General features: G+C 42.9%; 1 protein-coding gene. It reads left to right on the top strand.

The features are described from left to right. Nucleotides 1-16: 16 nt before the first annotated feature. Complete coding sequence (locus tag QNI15_RS21500) at nucleotides 17-20,752, top strand: Ig-like domain-containing protein (RefSeq protein WP_314033429.1); 20,736 nt, start codon at nucleotides 17-19, stop codon at nucleotides 20,750-20,752. Nucleotides 20,753-21,124 lie beyond the last annotated feature (372 nt).

Below are 21,124 nucleotides of genomic sequence, written 5' to 3'. Positions count from 1 at the left end.
GCAATACTAAAAAATTATGAAAAGATATTTACATATACTTATTGCGTTTTTAAGCTTGTTAAGTGCAAGTCAGCTGTATGCGCAATGCCCTGTGGCTTCTGATTTTTCGGTAACATCTACTAAAGATGTAACCTGTTTCGGTGGTGCAGATGGAGAGATGGTCGTAACAGCTTCAGGAACAGTTAATACTGCTTTATATAATTTCATTCTCCGGGATATTCTTGAGCCTGGAACTCCTATTGTTACATTTCCTCTGGGATCTGTAACAGTAACGGTTTCCGGTCAAACTATTACCTTTCAAGGACTTACTGCCAGCTCTTATATCATGCAGGTGACCCGGAAAAGTCCTAATTGTAATATAAATGTTTTCTCGGGTGTTAACATTAACCAACCCGATGAACTTTTATTGTCAGTTACTGCACAAACAAATATTACAGGATGTTTTGGAGATAAGACAGGAAGTTTCACTGTATCTGCTACAGGAGGAAACACCGGATATGAATATTCGATTGATGGCACAACATTCCAGACGTCTCCTACTTTTTCGGGATTGGCTGCTGGCAGTTATACTGTTTCAGTTCGTGATGGCAAAGGGTGTATTAATACTACTACAGTTACATTAACTCAGCCGACGTTATTACAGTTAACATTAAGCAGCAAGACTGATCCATTGTGTAATGGAAATTCGAATGGAACTATTTCTGTTTCTGCCTCTGGCGGTACGGCTCCTTATACCTATTCAAAAGATGGAATTAATTTCTCAAATACAACGGGCAATTTCTCCGGGTTAGCAAGTGGTAATTATACAATTACTGTAAAGGATAGTAAGGGGTGTACTGCTCAGGTTTCAAATATTAGTTTAGTTGATCCTGCTGTTTTAACAGTTGATCTGGGTTCAAAGACCGATATTTTGGGCTGTTATGGAGATGCAACAGGTCAGATTCAGGTAACAGCAGCGGGAGGAACAGCGCCCTATACCTATTCAATAAATGGAGCATCATTTGTTTCCAATGGTGGATTGTTTACTGGATTGACTGCTGGCACTTATACTATCGTTGTAAAAGATGCCAATGGTTGTACTGTAACGCTGGCTCCTGTAACGCTGGACCAGCCTACTAAACTTACGTTAGCATTACAAGCACAGACAAATATTTTGGGCTGTAATGGAGATGCAACAGGGGATATCACAGTAACGGCATCAGGAGGCCAGCCAGCGTATGAGTATTCAAAAGATGGAACAACGTTCCAGGCTTCTCCCACATTTACAGGATTAACAGCTGGAACTTATACTATTACAGTTCGGGATACAAAAGGTTGTACGACTACTGTCAATGCTACACTTACACAACCTACAAAAGTTGTTGCTACAACTTCTTTCTCCAATCCATTGTGTAATGGCGATTCAAATGGCTCTATTACAGTAACGGCATCAGGAGGGCAGCCAGCATATGAATATTCTATCAATGGAGGTACATATCAGACCAGTAATGTGTTTTCGTCTCTTATTGCAGGTACTTATTCAATTAAGGTACGGGATAGTAAGGGTTGTGAGATTACCTTACCTGATGTAGTATTGACTGAACCAAATGTTCTGGCGGTTACAATTGCTTCTCAACAAGATGTTCAAAACTGTTTTGGAGATAAAAGCGGACAAATAACAGTAGCTGCTACCGGAGGTACTACCAATTATCAATATTCAATAGATGCAGGTACAACCTATCAGTCTTCTCCAACTTTTTCAAACCTTGGAGCGGGTACATATACTATTATTGTTAAAGATGCTCATAACTGTACAGTTACAAGTGTTGGCGTTACTATTGCACAGCCAGCTTTATTAACACTGAGCCTTACAAGCCAGGTTGATATCTTAGGCTGTTATGGAGATGCAACAGGTCAGATTCAGGTAACAGCAAATGGCGGTACAGCACCTTATACATACTCAAAAGATGGTACAACATTCGTTTCTAATGGCGGATTATTTACTGGCTTAACTGCGGGTAGTTATACTATCGTTGTAAAGGATGCTAAGGGATGTACTTCTACTGTTCCAGCAACCTTGACTCAACCAACTCAGTTAACTTCTTCTCTTGTTTCTCAGACTAATATATTATGTAATGGAGACGCAACAGGGGATATCACAGTAACGGCATCAGGAGGCCAGCCAGCGTATGAGTATTCAAAAGATGGAACAACGTTCCAGGCTTCTCCCACATTTACAGGATTAACAGCCGGAACCTATACTATCACAGTTCGGGATACAAAAGGTTGTACGACTACTGTCAATGCTACACTTACACAACCTACAAAAGTTGTTGCTACAGTTTCTGCCCAACAGGATATTAGTTGTAATGGTGGATCTAATGGTAGCATTACTGTTAATGTAAGTGGTGGAACAGCACCCTACACCTACTCGAAAGATGGTATAACCTTTGTTTCGAATGGTGGATTATTTACTGGTTTGACTGCTGGCACTTATACTATCGTTGTAAAAGATGCCAATGGTTGTACTACAACTCTGGCTCCTGTGACGTTGATAGAACCAGCTGTTTTACAGGTATCTGTAGCCTCTACAACAGATGTTAGTTGCAATGGAGGTAATACGGGTTCATTAACTGTAGCTGTTACCGGAGGTACTCCAGGTTACCAATATTCAAAAGATGGAACAACGTTCCAGGCTTCTCCCACATTTGCAGGATTAACAGCCGGAACTTATACAATCACAGTTCGGGATACAAAAAATTGTACAACAACTACAACAGCTACTATTGGACAGCCAACTGCCTTGGTATTGACTACTTCGTCTACTAACGCATCTTGTAATGGTGTAGCTGATGGAACAGCTGGAGTAGTTGTAAGCGGAGGTACTGCAGCTTATACATATAGCTGGAATACATCTCCTGTAAGAACAACTGCTACCGTTTCAGGATTAGCTGCTGGTACATATACAGTAACAGTAACAGACGCAAATGGTTGTGTAAAGACGGCTAGTGTTACTATTACTCAACCTGCAGTAGTTGCTGCACCAGTAGCTAACAATCCGGCTGCGATCTGTACAGGCGGAACAATTCCAACCTTAACAGCAACAGGCTCAAACATACAATGGTATAGTGATGCTTCACTGGCTACATTGGTAGGAAGTGGAAATTCATTTACGCCAACAATCAGTAATGCAACGGCTGGTACATTTACTTTCTATGCAACACAAACGGTATCAGGCTGTACAAGCACAGCAACTGCTGTAACAATAACAATAAACCCAACTCCTGCTACGCCAACAATCAGTGGAACACTGACTTTCTGTACAGGTAGTAATACTGTTCTTACGTCAAGTGCTACATCTGGCAACCAATGGTTCTTAAATGGAACAGCTATTTCCGGAGCAACCAATCAGACCCTAACAGTTTCAACGGCAGGCGATTATACAGTAAGAGTTACTTCGGGAAGTTGTTCGGCTACTTCAGCTATTGCAACCGTAACCCAGATCAGTGTACCAACTCCAACAATCTCTGGAACGCTTACTTTCTGTGCTGGAAGCAATACAGTATTGACTTCAAGTGCAAGTACTGGTAATCAATGGCTATTGAATGGTAGTCCAATCTCAGGCGCTACTAACCAAACATTAACAGTTTCGACGGCTGGTAACTATTCTGTAGTAGTTACAGTTTCTGGCTGTTCTGCAACTTCAGCAACAGTAACTGTAACTCAAACAACGACAACTGCACCAGTAGCTAACAATCCGGCAGCAATCTGTACAGGAGGTACAATTCCTCAATTGACAGCTACTGGCTCTTCAGTAAAATGGTATAGCGATGCGGCACTGACAACTCAAGTGGGTACAGGTAGTCCGTTTACACCAACGATTAGTAATGCAACTGCGGGTACATTTACATTTTATGTAACTCAAACAGTAAGTGGTTGCGAAAGCCCTGCTAAATCAGTTACAATAACAATAAATGCGGCTCCTGCAAAACCAACAATCAGCGGAACACTGATATTTTGTACAGGAGGTAATACAGTGTTGACTTCAAGTGCAAGCACTGGAAATCAGTGGTTGTTGAATGGATCTGTTATTTCTGGAGCTACCAATCAAACGCTGACAGTAACAACGGCAGGTAATTACTCTGTAAGAGTTACTTCAAATGGTTGCTCAACTACTTCCGATCCGGTTGCGGTTTCTCAGGCAAATGCAACAGCTCCGGTAGCAAGTAGTCCAGCGGCAATTTGTACAGGTGATGCTATTCCAGCTTTAACAGCAAGTGGAACAAACATTCAATGGTATAGCGATGCGGCTTTAACCAATCTGGTTGGAAGCGGCAGTCCGTTTACCCCAACTATCAATAATGCAGTTGCAGGAACAACAACATTTTATGTAACACAAACAGTGAGTGGTTGTACAAGCACAGCGACTGCTGTTACTGTTACCATCAATGCTAAACCTGCCACTCCAACTATTTCTGGAACGTTGACATTCTGTGCTGGAAATAATACAGTTCTAACATCAAGTGCTGCATCTGGCAACCAATGGTTCTTAAATGGAACAGCTATTTCCGGAGCAACCAATCAAACATTAACAGTATCAACGGCAGGCGATTACACAGTAAGAGTTACTTCGGGAAATTGTTCAGCTACATCAAGTTCTGTAACTGTAACACAAATCAGTGTACCAACTCCAACAATCTCTGGAACGTTAACTTTCTGTGCGGGAAGCAATACAGTGTTGACTTCTAGTGCAAGTACTGGTAATCAATGGCTATTGAATGGATCTGTTATTTCTGGAGCTACTAACCAAACTCTGACAGTAACAACTGCAGGTAATTACTCTGTAAGAGTTACTATTTCTGGCTGTTCAGCTACTTCTGCTGTTGCTACTGTAACACAAACAACAGCTTCTGCTCCAGTAGCAAGTAATCCGGCTGCGATCTGTACAGGCGGAACAATTCCAACCTTAACAGCAACAGGCTCAAACATACAATGGTATAGTGATGCTTCACTGGCTACATTGGTAGGAAGTGGAAATTCATTTACGCCAACAATCAGTAATGCAACGGCTGGTACATTTACTTTCTATGCAACACAAACGGTATCAGGATGTACCAGCACAGCAACTGCTGTAACAATAACAATAAACCCAACTCCTGCTACGCCAACAATTAGTGGAACATTGACTTTCTGTACTGGTGCTAATACAGTATTGACTTCTAGCTCAGCAAGTGGCAATCAGTGGTTCTTAAACGGAACCGCTATTTCAGGCGCTACCAATCAAACGTTGACTGTATCCACAGCTGGTAATTATACAGTTACTGTTGCTTCAAATGGTTGTTCGGCTACTTCAGCCACAGCTACTGTAACTGAAGGTAGTGCAACTACACCTACAATTTCAGGTACATTAACCTTCTGTACAGGCGGAAATACAATATTGACTTCTAGTGCAAGCACTGGAAATCAGTGGTTATTAAATGGTAGTCCAATCTCAGGTGCTACCAATCAAACATTGACAGTAACAACTGCAGGTAATTACTCTGTAACTGTAAATTCTGGAAGCTGCTCGGCTACATCTACAGTTGCAACTGTAAGTGTAACCAACACAGCTGCCCCAGTAGCAAGTAGTCCGGCAGCAATTTGTACAGGTGATGCTATTCCAGCTTTAACTGCAAGTGGAACAAATATTCAGTGGTATAGCGATGCGGCTCTAACCAATCTGGTTGGAAGCGGCAGTCCGTTTACCCCAACTATCAATAATGCAGTTGCAGGAACAACAACATTTTATGTAACACAAACAGTGAGTGGTTGTACAAGCACAGCGACTGCTGTTACTGTTACCATCAATGCTAAACCTGCCACTCCAACTATTTCTGGAACGTTGACATTCTGTGCTGGAAATAATACAGTTCTAACATCAAGTGCTGCATCTGGCAACCAGTGGTTCTTAAATGGAACAGCTATTTCCGGAGCAACGAATCAAACATTAACAGTATCAACGGCAGGCGATTACACAGTAAGAGTTACTTCGGGAAGCTGTTCGGCTACTTCAAGTTCTGTAACTGTAACGCAATCAACATTAGCTGCAACAGTTACAAGCACAAATCCAACTTGTGCAGATGCCAGTGCAGGTACCTTGACAGTAAGTGCGACAGGTGGTACAAGTCCATACAGTTATAGTCTGGATGGAGTGACATTCTCTAATACAACAGGTGTATTCACAAGTTTAACCGCTGGTAATTATATCGTATATACAAAAGATGCAAGTGGTTGTGTGGTGTCCAGTACCAGAACATTGAATGCTGCATCTAGTATTACGGCTGTAACAGTAACCGCTGTGAATGAAACGGGTTGTGCTACATCAGATGGAACAATCACAGTGAGTGGCGTAACTGGTGGAACTGCTCCTTATCAATATTATATTAATGGAAGCGCTAACCCTGCCGGTATCAATAATAATGTATTTGCTGGTTTGGTAACTGGAAGTTATACAATCCGAATTGTTGATGCCAATGGTTGCGAAATTACAAGAACATCAGCTGTTGGTACAGATTGTCCAGCTTGTACGTTAAGTGCAAGTGTTTCGTCACAGGTGAATCCAACTTGTGCCGGAAATGATGGAAGCATTACATTGACAGCTTCAAATGGTACAGGTACAATCAGCTATTCAATAGATGGCGGTTCAAATTATAATACAAATCCAGTATTCAGCAATCTGACTGCTGGTAGTTATACTATCGTTGTAAAAGATGCCAACAATTGTATTGTGAATGTTGGTACAGTTACATTGGCTTCACCTGTGGCAATCACAGCAACAGTAAGTGGCAGTAACCCAACCACATGTGGAGTCAACAATGGAGCCATTACCGTGAGCAATGTATCGGGTGGAACCGCTCCTTACCAATACTCGATTGATGGAGTCAACTTCCAGACATCGAATACATTCACCGGTCTGGCAGGCAACAGTTACACGGTTTCCGTTCGGGATGCCAACAACTGTAAAGTAAGTTACACTCAGGTGATTACAGCGCCTAACGGTATTTCCGCTGTGACTGTCAACACCACTTCCGAATCAGGTTGTTCAACCCTGGATGGAACTATCACCGTCACTGTAACAGGTGGAAAAGCTCCTTATCAGTACTATATCAATGGTTCTGCCAACCCAGCTGGAATCAACAGCAATGTATTCTCGAATCTGGCAGGTCAGATTTATACAATCCGGGTGGTAACAGCAGATGGCTGTTTCTTCAACACCACAGCGGCTGTAGGGACCAACTGTCCTACTGCCTGTACACTGGCAGCCACCAGTACAGTAACTGATCTGGTTTGTCACAATGGTACCACAGGTAGAATTACTGTGAGTGCCAGTGGGGGAACGGGCTTGTATGAATACTCACTGGATGGAACAACGTATCAGAACATCGCAGTATTCAATAATCTGTCAGCAGGTAACTATACTGTTTACACACGGGATAAAAACAGTCCATCGTGTGTGGTAACCAATGCGGTGACGCTGACCAATCCACCCGCAATCACAGGCTCAATCACCAGCAGTGTGGATCCAACCTGTCAGAACAATGATGGATCGATTACAGTGAGTGTGAGTGGTGGAAGTGGCAGTGTGCAATACTCACTCAATGGAGGAAGTGCCACCAACTCACCTGTGTTCAGTGGACTGGCCGCAGGAAGTTATACCATCACTGCTACAGACAGCAAAGGATGTAGTGCCACTATTGGTACAGTGACATTGACTCTGCCAGCTTTGATTACGGGAACAGTAACTGGAACAGCGCCAACTACCTGTTCAGCAACGGATGGATTCGTAAGTGTGACCAATGTAAGCAATGGAACTGCTCCGTATACTTACTCAATTGATGGAGTTACCTTCCAGAGTTCAACTACATTTACAGGTCTGGGTGAAGGTACTTATACGGTTCAGGTGAAGGATGCCAAAGGATGTGTCAACAGCCTTACTCCAGTGACACTGAAAGTGAATGTGACCATCACAGCTACCATCACCCCTTCCAATCCAAGCAGTTGTACCGTTAGTGACGGATCAATCACCATCACCAATCCGGCAGGGGGAACAGCTCCGTATCAGTATTCGATCGGAGGTGCTTTCCAGACATCGAATGTGTTCAGCAATCTGGCAGAAAACAGCTATGCGATCACTATTCGCGATGCCAATGGCTGTACGCAAGGGTTCAATGCTACCCTTGTTGCACCAAACAGCATCAGTGCGGTGAGTCTATTAGGTAGCGATGAGTCAAGCTGTGGTGCCAAAGATGGTATGCTGACCGCAACCGTGACAGGTGGAAAAGCACCTTATCAATACTATATCAATGGTTCTGCCAACCCTGCCGGAATCAATAACAATGAATTCTCTGGTTTAGCGCCAGGTACCTATACAATTAAAGTGGTCACAGCAGATGGGTGTAGCTTCACCACATCTGAAACGATTATTGCCGCTTGTTGTCTTCAGGCAACGATTGCCTCTCAGTCCAATCCGGGTTGTGTGGGCAATGATGGCTCAATTGTGATCAGTGCCACAGCAGGTAATGGAACGATTCAGTACTCCATCAACAATGGGGCAAGCTTCCAGGCTTCAGCCAGCTTTACCGGTCTGAGTGCAGGCACTTATACGATTATAGTGAAAGATGCTGTCTGTCAGAAAACGATTGGTAATGTGACTCTGACAGCCGTTCCATTGACAGCGACTGTGACAGGCAATGATCCAAGTGGCTGTTCAGCTACCAACGGATCGATTGTGATTACCAATGTAACAGGTGGAACAAGTCCTTATACTTACTCAATTGATGGAGTGAATTATGTGTCAGCATCTACTTTCAGCAATCTGTCCAGTGGCAGTTACACAGTCTTCATTCAGGATGCATCGGGATGTGTGATCAGTTCGACTCAGAGTCTGGCAGCTACAGGGGGTATATTGAGTGTGAACACAACCACGGTATCAGAATCAGGTTGTTCGACCAAAGATGGCTCAATCACAGTAACCAATGTGGTCGGAGTGGGAGGACCCTACACCTACTATATCGATGGAGTGATTAATCCATCAGGAGCAAGCAACAATGTTCTGTCAGGTTTATCTTCGGGAGCCCATGTAGTGCGAGTGGTGGCATCGAATGGTTGTGATTACACAGTAAATGTGATTGTAGGCAGCAACTGTCCGAACACATGTACCCTGACAGCAAGTATTTCATCACAGACAGATCCGACTTGTGCAGGTAACAATGGATCGATCAGTGTGAGTGCAATCAATAATACAGGAACGATACAGTATTCCATAGATGGAGGTACAACATATGTGACAAGCAGTGTGTTCACAGGATTGAGTGCAGGTAACTACACGATCTTAGTGAAGGATGCTTCAGGTTGTCAGACCAGTGTAAGTGCTGTGTTGAGTTTGCCATCAGCCATTACAGCGACAGTAAGTGGAACCAATCCAACCAGTTGTACAACTACTGATGGTTCAATCACAATCAGTGCTGTAGCTGGTGGTACAAGTCCTTATCAATATTCAATCAATGGCACAACATTCCAGGCGAGCACAAACTTTACAGGGCTTGCAGCGGGAAGTTATACCGTAACAATAAAAGATGCGTCTGGCTGTACAGCAACTTTCACTCAGACGATTACAGCACCGAGCGGAGTGAGCGCAACAGTTGCATCAACCAATGAGACAGCATGTAACACAAACGATGGATCAGCAACGGTAACCGTAACAGGCGGAACAGCTCCATATCAATACTTTATCAATGGAAGTGTGAATCCGGCGGGTGCTAATAATAATGTGTTCGCATCGTTAGCTCCTGGTTCCTACACACTTAAAGTGGTAGATGCTAATAATTGTGAATTCACAGTGACTGCAACTGTAACCAAGTTTACTTGTCCTGTAACCTGTGACCTGACAGCTCAGATTACCTATGCTGATCCAACCTGTACGAATGCTAGTAGCGGGTATATTACAGTGACTGCAACAGGAGGTACAGCGCCTTACCAATACTCAGTAAATGGTGGTGCCTTTGCAGCAGGAACCGGACAGTTTACTGGACTGACTGCAGGCACTTATACAGTACAAGTTAAAGATGCCAATGCTTGTGTATATGATATTTCTGCAGTAACGTTAACATTGCCAGTAGGTCCTAGAGATTTAACAATACAAACAACTAATCCTACCACATGTACAGATGCTGATGGAATCATTAACATCAGTAATGTAGCAGGAGGAACAGCACCATATCTGTATTCAGTAAATGGAGCTTCTTACAGAGCGAGAACTAATTACACAAATCTTGCTGCTGGAACATACACTGTTTCCGTTCAGGATGGAAGAGGTTGTATTTATACAGAAACTGTTACATTAACTGCCCCAAGCGGTGTAAGTGCAACGATTGCATCAACCAATGAGACAGCATGTAACACAAATGACGGATCAGCAACGGTAACCGTAACAGGTGGAACAGCACCATATGAATATTATATCGGTGGTGCACCTAACCCAGCAGGTCTGAACAACAATGTGTTTGCATCTCTGGCTCCAGGCTCTTACACGATCCTGGTAAAAGATGCAGCAGGATGTCAGTTTACTACAACAACAACGGTAACCAAGTTTACTTGTCCTCCGGTTTGTAACCTGACAGCAACTGCAAGTGGCACGAACCCAACAAGTTGTACAACTACCGATGGTAGTGTGAGTGTAAGCAATGTAAGTGGTGGAACATTGCCATATCAGTACTCAATAGATGGTACAACATTCCAGTCAAGTGCAAGCTTCACAGGCTTAGGAGCAGGAACTTATACAATTACTATTAAGGATGCAGCTAACTGTAGCATTACTCTAACACAGACGATTACAGCACCAAGTGGAATCACAGCGACTGTTGCTTCTACTAATGAGACAGCATGTAATGCAAACGATGGTTCGGCAATAGTAACTGTCTCTGGTGGCACAGCTCCGTATCAATACTTTATCAATGGAAGTGTGAATCCTGCTGGTGCTAATAATAATGTGTTTGCTTCTTTAGCTCCTGGTTCGTACACACTTAAAGTAGTTGATGCTAATAATTGTGAATTTACTTCTGCCGTAACTGTGACTAAGTTCAACTGTGCTTGTACATTGGCTGCTACAGTATCTGGTACAAATGTAACGAACTGTACTGCTCCAAATGGAACAATCACAGTAAGTGCGACAGGCGGTACAAGTCCATACAGTTATAGTCTGGATGGAGTGACATTCACAAATACAACAGGTGTATTTACAGGTTTAACCGCTGGTAACTATACTGTCTATGTAAAAGATGCAGGTACTTGTTTAGTGAACGTTTCTCAGACATTAACAGCTCCAGCTACTATTGCAGTAACCACAGCCCCTACCTCAGAAACTGCGTGTTCTGCCGTAGATGGAAGTATAGCTGTATCAGTAACAGGTGGATCTTTACCTTATCAATATTATATCAATGGAGTCGCTAATCCGGCTGGTATCAACAATAGTACATTCAGTAGTTTATCCGCTGGAACATATACTATTCGGGTAGTAGACGCAAATAATTGTGAAGCAACAAGTTCAGTAACTGTAGGTACAGCTTGTACACTTTGTACAGTGACCGCTAGTGTTACTTCTGTTGTGAATCCATCTTGTACAACTCCAGCTAGTGGTAGTTTCACAGTTGTGGCAACAGGTGGAAGTGGAACATATGAATATAGCTTGGATGGTACAACATTCCAGTCTTCAGCAAACTTCACAGGATTGATTGCGGGTAACTATACGGTAACAGTACGGGATGCTGCAGATGCAACATGTACCATTACAGTTCCTGTTGGTTTAACTCAGACATCTCCAATCACGGCGACAGTAAGTGGTAGTAATCCAACCACATGTGGAGTCAACAATGGAACCATTACAGTGAGCAATGTATCGGGTGGCACAGCTCCTTACCAGTACTCGATTGATGGAGTGAATTTCCAGACATCGAATACATTCACAGGTCTGGCAGGCAACAGTTACAGTGTGTCAGTTCGAGATGCCAACAACTGTAAAGTAAGTTACACTCAGGTGATTACAGCGCCTAACGGTATTTCCGCTGTGACTGTCAACACCACTTCCGAATCAGGTTGTTCAACTCTGGATGGAACTATCACTGTCACTGTAACAGGTGGAAAAGCACCTTATCAATACTATATCAATGGTTCTGCCAACCCTGCCGGAATCAATAACAATGAATTCTCGAATCTGGCGGGTCAGATTTATACAATCCGAGTAGTAACAGCTGATGGTTGTTTCTTCAACACCACCGCGGCTGTAGGCACCAACTGTCCTACTGCCTGTACACTGGCAGCAACCAGTACAGTAACCGATCTGGTTTGTCACAATGGCACCACAGGCAGAATTACCGTAAGTGCCAGTGGGGGAACGGGTTTGTATGAATACTCACTGGATGGAACAACGTATCAGAACATTGCTGTATTCAACAATCTGTCAGCAGGTAACTATACCGTTTACACACGGGATAAAAACAGTCCATCGTGTGTGGTAACCAATGCGGTGACGCTGACCAATCCACCCGCAATCACAGGCTCAATCACCAGCAGTGTGGATCCAACCTGTCAGAACAATGATGGATCGATTACAGTGAGTGTGAGTGGTGGAAGTGGCAGTGTGCAATACTCACTCAATGGAGGAAGTGCCACCAACTCACCTGTGTTCAGTGGACTGGCCGCAGGAAGTTATACCATCACTGCTACAGACAGCAAAGGATGTAGTGCCACTATTGGTACAGTGACATTGACTCTGCCAGCTTTGATTACGGGAACAGTAACTGGAACAGCGCCAACTACCTGTTCAGCAACGGATGGATTCGTAAGTGTGACCAATGTAAGCAATGGAACTGCTCCGTATACTTACTCAATTGATGGAGTTACCTTCCAGAGTTCAACTACATTTACAGGTCTGGGTGAAGGTACTTATACGGTTCAGGTGAAGGATGCCAAAGGATGTGTCAACAGCCTTACTCCAGTGACACTGAAAGTGAATGTGACCATCACAGCTACCATCACCCCTTCCAATCCAAGCAGTTGTACCGTTAGTGACGGATCAATCACCATCACCAATCCGGCAGGGGGAACAGCTCCGTATCAGTATTCGATCGGAGGTGCTTTCCAGACATCGAATGTGTTCAGCAATCTGGCAGAAAACAGCTATGCGATCACTATTCGCGATGCCAATGGCTGTACGCAAGGGTTCAATGCTACCCTTGTTGCACCAAACAGCATCAGTGCGGTGAGTCTATTAGGTAGCGATGAGTCAAGCTGTGGTGCCAAAGATGGTATGCTGACCGCAACCGTGACAGGTGGAAAAGCACCTTATCAATACTATATCAATGGTTCTGCCAACCCTGCCGGAATCAATAACAATGAATTCTCTGGTTTAGCGCCAGGTACCTATACAATTAAAGTGGTCACAGCAGATGGGTGTAGCTTCACCACATCTGAAACGATTATTGCCGCTTGTTGTCTTCAGGCAACGATTGCCTCTCAGTCCAATCCGGGTTGTGTGGGCAATGATGGCTCAATTGTGATCAGTGCCACAGCAGGTAATGGAACGATTCAGTACTCCATCAACAATGGGGCAAGCTTCCAGGCTTCAGCCAGCTTTACCGGTCTGAGTGCAGGCACTTATACGATTATAGTGAAAGATGCTGTCTGTCAGAAAACGATTGGTAATGTGACTCTGACAGCCGTTCCATTGACAGCGACTGTGACAGGCAATGATCCAAGTGGCTGTTCAGCTACCAACGGATCGATTGTGATTACCAATGTAACAGGTGGAACAAGTCCTTATACTTACTCAATTGATGGAGTGAATTATGTGTCAGCATCTACTTTCAGCAATCTGTCCAGTGGCAGTTACACAGTCTTCATTCAGGATGCATCGGGATGTGTGATCAGTTCGACTCAGAGTCTGGCAGCTACAGGGGGTATATTGAGTGTGAACACAACCACGGTATCAGAATCAGGTTGTTCGACCAAAGATGGCTCAATCACAGTAACCAATGTGGTCGGAGTGGGAGGACCCTACACCTACTATATCGATGGAGTGATTAATCCGGCAGGAGCAAGCAACAATGTTCTGTCAGGTTTATCTTCGGGAGCCCATGTAGTGCGAGTGGTGGCATCAAATGGATGTGATTACACAGTAAATGTAATTGTGGGTAGCAACTGTCCGAACACATGTACCCTGACAGCAAGTATTTCATCACAAACAGATCCGACTTGTGCAGGCAACAATGGCTCAATCAGTGTGAGTGCAATCAATAATACAGGAACGATACAGTATTCCATAGATGGAGGTACAACATATGTGACAACTAGTGTGTTCACAGGGTTGAGTGCAGGTAACTACACAATCCTTGTGAAGGATGCTTCAGGCTGTCAGACCAGTGTAAGTGCTGTGTTGAGTTTGCCAGCAGCCATTACAGCGACAGTAAGTGGAACCAATCCAACCAGTTGTACAACTACCGATGGTTCAATCACAATCAGTGCTGTAACGGGTGGTACAACTCCTTATAGTTATAGTTTGGATGGTATAACATTCACAAATACGACAGGTGTGTTTACAGGTTTAACCGCTGGTAACTATACTGTCTATGTAAAAGATGCTGCAGGTTGTAGTGCAACATTTGCACAAACGATCACAGCGCCGAGCGGTGTAAGTGCAACAATTGCATCAACCAATGAGACAGCATGTAACACAAATGATGGATCAGCAACGGTAACAGTAACAGGCGGAACAGCACCATACGAATATTATATCGGAGGTGCACCTAACCCAGCAGGTCTAAATAACAATGTGTTTGCATCTCTGGCTCCAGGCTCTTACACGATCCTGGTAAAAGATGCAGCAGGATGTCAGTTTACTACAACAACAACGGTAACCAAGTTTACTTGTCCTCCGGTTTGTAACCTGACCGCTACTGCAAGTGGCACGAATCCAACAAGTTGTACAACTACCGATGGCAGTGTGAGTGTAAGCAATGTAAGTGGTGGAACATTGCCATATCAGTACTCAATAGATGGTACAACATTCCAGTCTGCAGCAAGCTTTACCGGCTTAGGTGCAGGAACTTATACAATTACTATTAAGGATGCAGCTAACTGTAGCATAACTGTAACACAGACGATTACAGCACCGAGCGGAATCACAGCGACTGTTGCTTCTACTAATGAGACAGCATGTAATGCAAACAATGGTTCGGCAACGGTAACTGTCTCTGGTGGAACAGCTCCATATCAGTACTTTATCAATGGAAGTGTGAATCCGGCGGGTGCTAATAATAATGTGTTCGCATCGTTAGCTCCTGGTTCATATGCACTTAAAGTAGTAGATGCTAATAATTGTGAATTTACAGTGACTACAACTGTGACTAAGTTTACTTGTCCTACTTGTACACTAGCTGCTACAAACACATCTGTAGCTCCAACTTGTAGTAATGTAAGTGGTGGTTCAATCACTGTGACTCCTACAGGTGGTACAACTCCATATGAATACTCAGTAAATGGCGGCGCATTTGCAGCAGGAACCGGGCAGTTTACTGGACTGACTGCTGGAACATACAGTATCATAGTAAGAGATGCAGCTGGTTGCCAGGTTACATTAACTCCGGTAACTTTTGCTAACCCTGCTATCACATTGTCAGCTACTACAACAAACCCTAGTGCGTGTGGTGTAGATGATGGAACAATCAAGGCAACTGTATCAGGAGGTACTTCTCCATATAGCTATAGCCTGGATGGTACTAACTTCATCAATACAACAGGTGACTTTACTGGTTTGTCTGCTGGTTCGTATACAGTGTATGTACAGGATGCAACGGGTTGTATAGTAAATGCCAATGTTACTATCACTGTACCAACAGGTATTACTGCCATGACAGTAACTCCAACTTCTGAAACTGCTTGTGGTAAAATAGATGGAACGATCACAGTAAGCGGAATAACAGGAGGAGCAAGTCCGTATCAATATTATATTAATGGAGTAGTCAATCCGGCTGGTATCAATAACAATACCTTCTCAGGCCTGGCTGCTGCTAACTATACAATAAGAGTAGTAGATGCGACGGGTTGTGAATTTATCGCAACTGCAACAATATCTACAACATGTCCAACCTGTCAGTTGACCGCAACGATAACTTCGGCTAATTCGACAAGTTGTGCAGGTAATGGAACCATCACAATTAGTGGTGAAACCAATGGAACAGCTCCGTATCAGTATTCAATAGATGGAGTGAACTTCCAGTCAGGTGCTTCATTCACAAATCTGGCAGGTGGTAATTATACAGTAGTCATAAAAGATGGCAATGGTTGTACTTTCAGCAAGTCTGTAGTAATTACAGCACCAAGTGGAATCACAGCAACAGTTGCTTCTACTAATGAGACAGCATGTAACACAAATGACGGATCAGCAACGGTAACAGTAACAGGCGGAACAGCACCATACGAATATTATATCGGAGGTGCACCTAACCCAGCAGGTCTAAATAACAATGTGTTTGCATCTCTGGCTCCAGGCTCTTACACGATCCTGGTAAAAGATGCAGCAGGATGTCAGTTTACTACAACAACAACGGTAACCAAGTTTACTTGTCCTCCGGTTTGTAACCTGACTGCGACTGCAAGTGGTACTAACTCAACTAACTGTACGACTCCAAATGGATCAATAAATGTAAGTGGAGTAACAGGTGGAACACTGCCATATCAGTACTCAATTGATGGCACAACGTTCCAGTCTGCAGCAAGCTTTACCGGATTAGGAGCAGGAACTTATACAATTACCATTAAGGATGCAGCTAACTGTAGCATCACTCTAACACAGACGATTACAGCACCGAGTGGTGTGAGTGCAACAGTTGTTTCTACTAATGAATCAGCTTGTAATGTGAATGATGGTTCAGCAACAGTAACTGTCTCTGGTGGCACTGCTCCATATCAGTACTTTATCAATGGAAGTGTGAATCCAGCGGGTGCTAATAATAATGTGTTCGCATCATTAGCTCCTGGTTCATATGCACTTAAAGTAGTTGATGCTAATAATTGTGAGTTTACTGCTTCAGTCACGATAACTAAGTTCAATTGTTCAACTTGTAACATTGCCGCTACATTTGTTCCAGTTGTTTCAACTAGCTGTACACTTCCAAATGGTAGTATCGCAGTGACTGCAACAGGAGGCACAGCGCCTTATCAGTACTCAATCAATGGATCAGCGTTCCAGAATGGAAATGTTTTTGCAGGCTTGAGTGGTGGCAATTACACAATTGTTGTAAAAGACGCAACAGGATGTTCAGCAAGCTTTAATCAATCACTTGCTTTACCAAATGGATTTGGTGCTAGTGCAACTATCTCTAATGAGCAATCATGTAAAGCCAATGATGGACGAGTAACTGTCACTGCAACAGGAGGAATTGCACCATACGAATTCTATATCAATGGTGTACCAAATCCGGCAGGCATCAGTAGTGGCAACTTTACAAATCTTGCTCCTGGTAGTTACACGATCCTGTTAAGAGATGCCAACAGATGTGAAATAACCATTGTATCGACAATATCTCAGTTTAATTGTACAGGAAGTTGTAACCTAACAGCTCAGGCATTTGCAAGTCCGGTATTGTGTAGCGGTGTAAATGATGGAAGTGCTATCCTGGTCAATGTGTCTGGTGGTAGTGGTAACTATGAGTATAGTATCGATAATGGTCTGACTTATCAGGTGAATCCTCAGTTTACAAGTTTAGGTGCAGGTAATTACAACATCTTTGTGAGAGATAGAGCAAATCTGGCTTGTATCGCTTCATTCCCGGTTACTGTTACAAGCAAGTTTAATGTAGCAGGTATCATAATTGTGAATCAGCCGAAGACATGTGGTGATAAAGGAACGATTACCTTTACCAATGTATATGGTGGACAAGCTCCTTATCTGTTCAGTGTGGATGGAACTACCTTTGTATCAGATACAGTCTTTACAAACCTTAATCCGGGAGCATACAAGGCAACTATTCGGGATTCTAAAGGTTGTCAGTTCTCTGCAACAATTAATGTGATAGGAGGACAAGCTATTACAGCTACAGTATCTGAAGGTACACAAGCTTCTTGCGGTAAATCAGATGGTACAATCCTCATCACAAATGTAAGTGGTGGTTCAGGAGTATTTGTTTACTCTCTGGATGGAACAAACTTCTCAGGTACTACTACCTTCACAGGATTAGCTGCAGGTGCTTATACAGTTTATATTAAAGAGCAAAATGGTGCTTGCGTGGCTACATTCCCTGTCACTGTAACTACAGCAGAATGTTGTAAACTGACTGCTACTACCTCTTCAACACAGCCGACAGGTTGTTCAAGTTCAGATGGTAGTATCACAGTGAACGTAATAGATGGAGTGGCTCCGCTGACCTATAAGCTTAACAATGGTACAGCTCAAAGTAGTAATGTCTTCAGTGGATTGGGTAACGGAAGTTATACGATCACTGTGACAGACGCTAACAACTGTACTATTACAGTAACAGCTACACTGGTTTCTCCAAATTCAGTAACGGCTCAGGCAGAACAGGTACAATCAGCATCATGTTATGGTAAATCAGACGGTGCTGCTCGCCTGATCAATGTAAGTGGTGGTTCCAAAGACTATGAATATTCAATAGATGGTAAGAACTATCAGTCTGTCACACTGTTTACAGGATTAAAAGCGGATGTGTATCTGTTATATGTAAGAGATAAAGTGACAGGTTGTGTGGCCTCTTATCCTGTAACAATTACGGAGGCTAGTCAGATAACAGCAACTGTGACTCGGGTTAATCCTTCTACTTGTAACACAACTGACGGATCAATTTCAATTACAGGTTTGGTAGGTGGAGTAAGCCCTTATCAGTTCAGCCTGGATAGTCTGGCAGGTTATCAGCCAACTGCACAGTTTACTGGCTTGGGTAATGGAACATACAAAGTATACATTAAAGATAGCCGTGGTTGTATGGCTGTATACACAATGACTCTGAGCTCACCAAATGCAGTAGTGGCAGGTTCGCCTACCTTAGTTAATCCAACTTGTCAGGGATCTAACAATGGTGAAATTCGTATGGGTAATGTAACAGGAGGCACAGCACCTTATCAATACTCAATCAATGGAGGTGCATATCAGGTATCTGGAACATTTACTGCCTTGCCTGCTGGTACACATACCGTAAGAATCAAAGATCAGACAGGTTGTGAGTATTCATTCACCTATACACTGACAGAGCCTGCGGCAATTAAATTTGATATAGCGCAGACTAAAGAGGCAACATGTACAGATCCAACAGGAACGGTAGAGGTACAGAATCCAACAGGCGGTATTACTCCATACAAGTATAGCCTCAACAATATTGACTTCCAGTCTTCACCAATATTCGAAAATCTGGATCCGGGAGATTATATCATGTATGTACGTGATGCTACCAAGAATACATGTGCCAGTACGAAGCCATTCACCATTCGTGGAGCAAAGAGTGTGGCATACGAAATTGCTGTGAGTAATATCGGTTGTTCTACATCAGAAAAAGGAAGCATCACTATCTATAATATCACAGGTGGAATCGAAACAGGCGCTACAGTAGAATATAGAATCAGTATCAATGGAGGAAAAACATTCCGTTACACTGATACAGACAGCTTCACATTTGAGAATCTGGAAGCTGGCACATACAATATAGTTATAGAGTATGGCTCAGGTTGTAAAACGAATGCTCAGGTGGCAACTATCAGTGCAGGATCTGTGACATTCACTGTGAGCTCAACAGCTGCAACCTGTGGTGTTAACAATGGTTCCGCCGAAGTAACAGTGGTGAATCCGATTGCTGGTAAGACATATTACTACTCACTGGATAATGTAAACTTCTTCACTACACCTATCTTCTCTAACTTATATTCAGGAAGCTATAAAATGTATGTGAGAGAAAGTATGACTGATGTTTGTCCGAATATCAAAGCATTTACAGTTGCTGGACCAGATTCAGTGCGGTATGTAATACGTCGTCAGGATTGTAACACGGTAATTGTAGATAGCCTGCGTGGTGGTGTAGCTCCTTATATTATTCAAATCACAGGAGCCAAAGCAATTAAAACAGGTGAACTGTTTACCAATAGCTTTACATTCAGTGACTTACCGGATGGAGAGTATACAATGGTTATCACAGACACTAAAGGATGTAATACATTGCCTTATAACTTCCGTGTAGGAAATGCAATCAGATATAAGACCAAAATAACAGCATCTGTAATTGAAGAACCTACAGGTAAAGTATTAATCTACGATATCACAGGTGGTCAGCCTGCTTACGAAGTGAGTGTGGATGGTCAGACCTGGACGAAAATAAAAGATACATCTATTCCGATAGATACATTGATTGAAAAACTACCTGTTGGATTGGTTACTATCTATGTGCGTGACGCCAATGGTTGTATTAAATCAACAACAGTGGAGATACCAGAAATGAAGTTTGTTGTACCTAATATCTTTACACCAAATGGTGACGGTATTAATGATACCTTCTTTATTACGAAACTCCCTGAAAATACATTTGTAACAATCGTAGATCGTTGGGGAAGAGTGGTGTTCCAGTCTCGTAATTACAAAAATGATTGGGATGGTGGAACCTATCCGGATGGTGTTTACTACTATACTATTGATATAGCTGGTGAAGAAACGTATAAAGGCTGGGTGCAGATCTGGCGATAAGAAAAAAAGCCTGTAAAGAGCAATTCTTTACAGGCTTTTTTCTTTTAGGAGTTGTAGTGAGTAAAGGGACATTTTAATAAAAAATGTCATAATGTGTATAAAGCATGCACAATGCCAGAAAAATATGCTAGTTAATCTGAAAATATAAATAGTAAACAGAAGGGAGTAACTTAATGATAACGTTTGAGTTAATCGATGAATGTTGAAAATTATTCGATGAATGACTAGAAAAATATGATAAATATTACACTGTACACTAACAATAGAATACAGAAAGCATACTAATAGAAATATAGCGACCTTTACTTTGCTGGAAAACCTATTTTGTTGAGCAATGCTCTGTCATAATATTTCTCCGGGAGTAAAGTATTA

Origin of the sequence: Xanthocytophaga flava, assembly GCF_030068545.1 — a bacterium.
GTDB classification, from domain to species: Bacteria; Bacteroidota; Bacteroidia; order Cytophagales; family 172606-1; genus Xanthocytophaga; species Xanthocytophaga flava.
This window is presented reverse-complemented; position numbering and strand designations above follow the sequence as displayed.

Bases quoted from the DNA above. Each gene is read 5' to 3' on its own strand.
- QNI15_RS21500 (WP_314033429.1), top strand. From the start codon at position 17: ATGAAAAGATATTTACATATACTTATTGCGTTTTTAAGCTTGTTAAGT.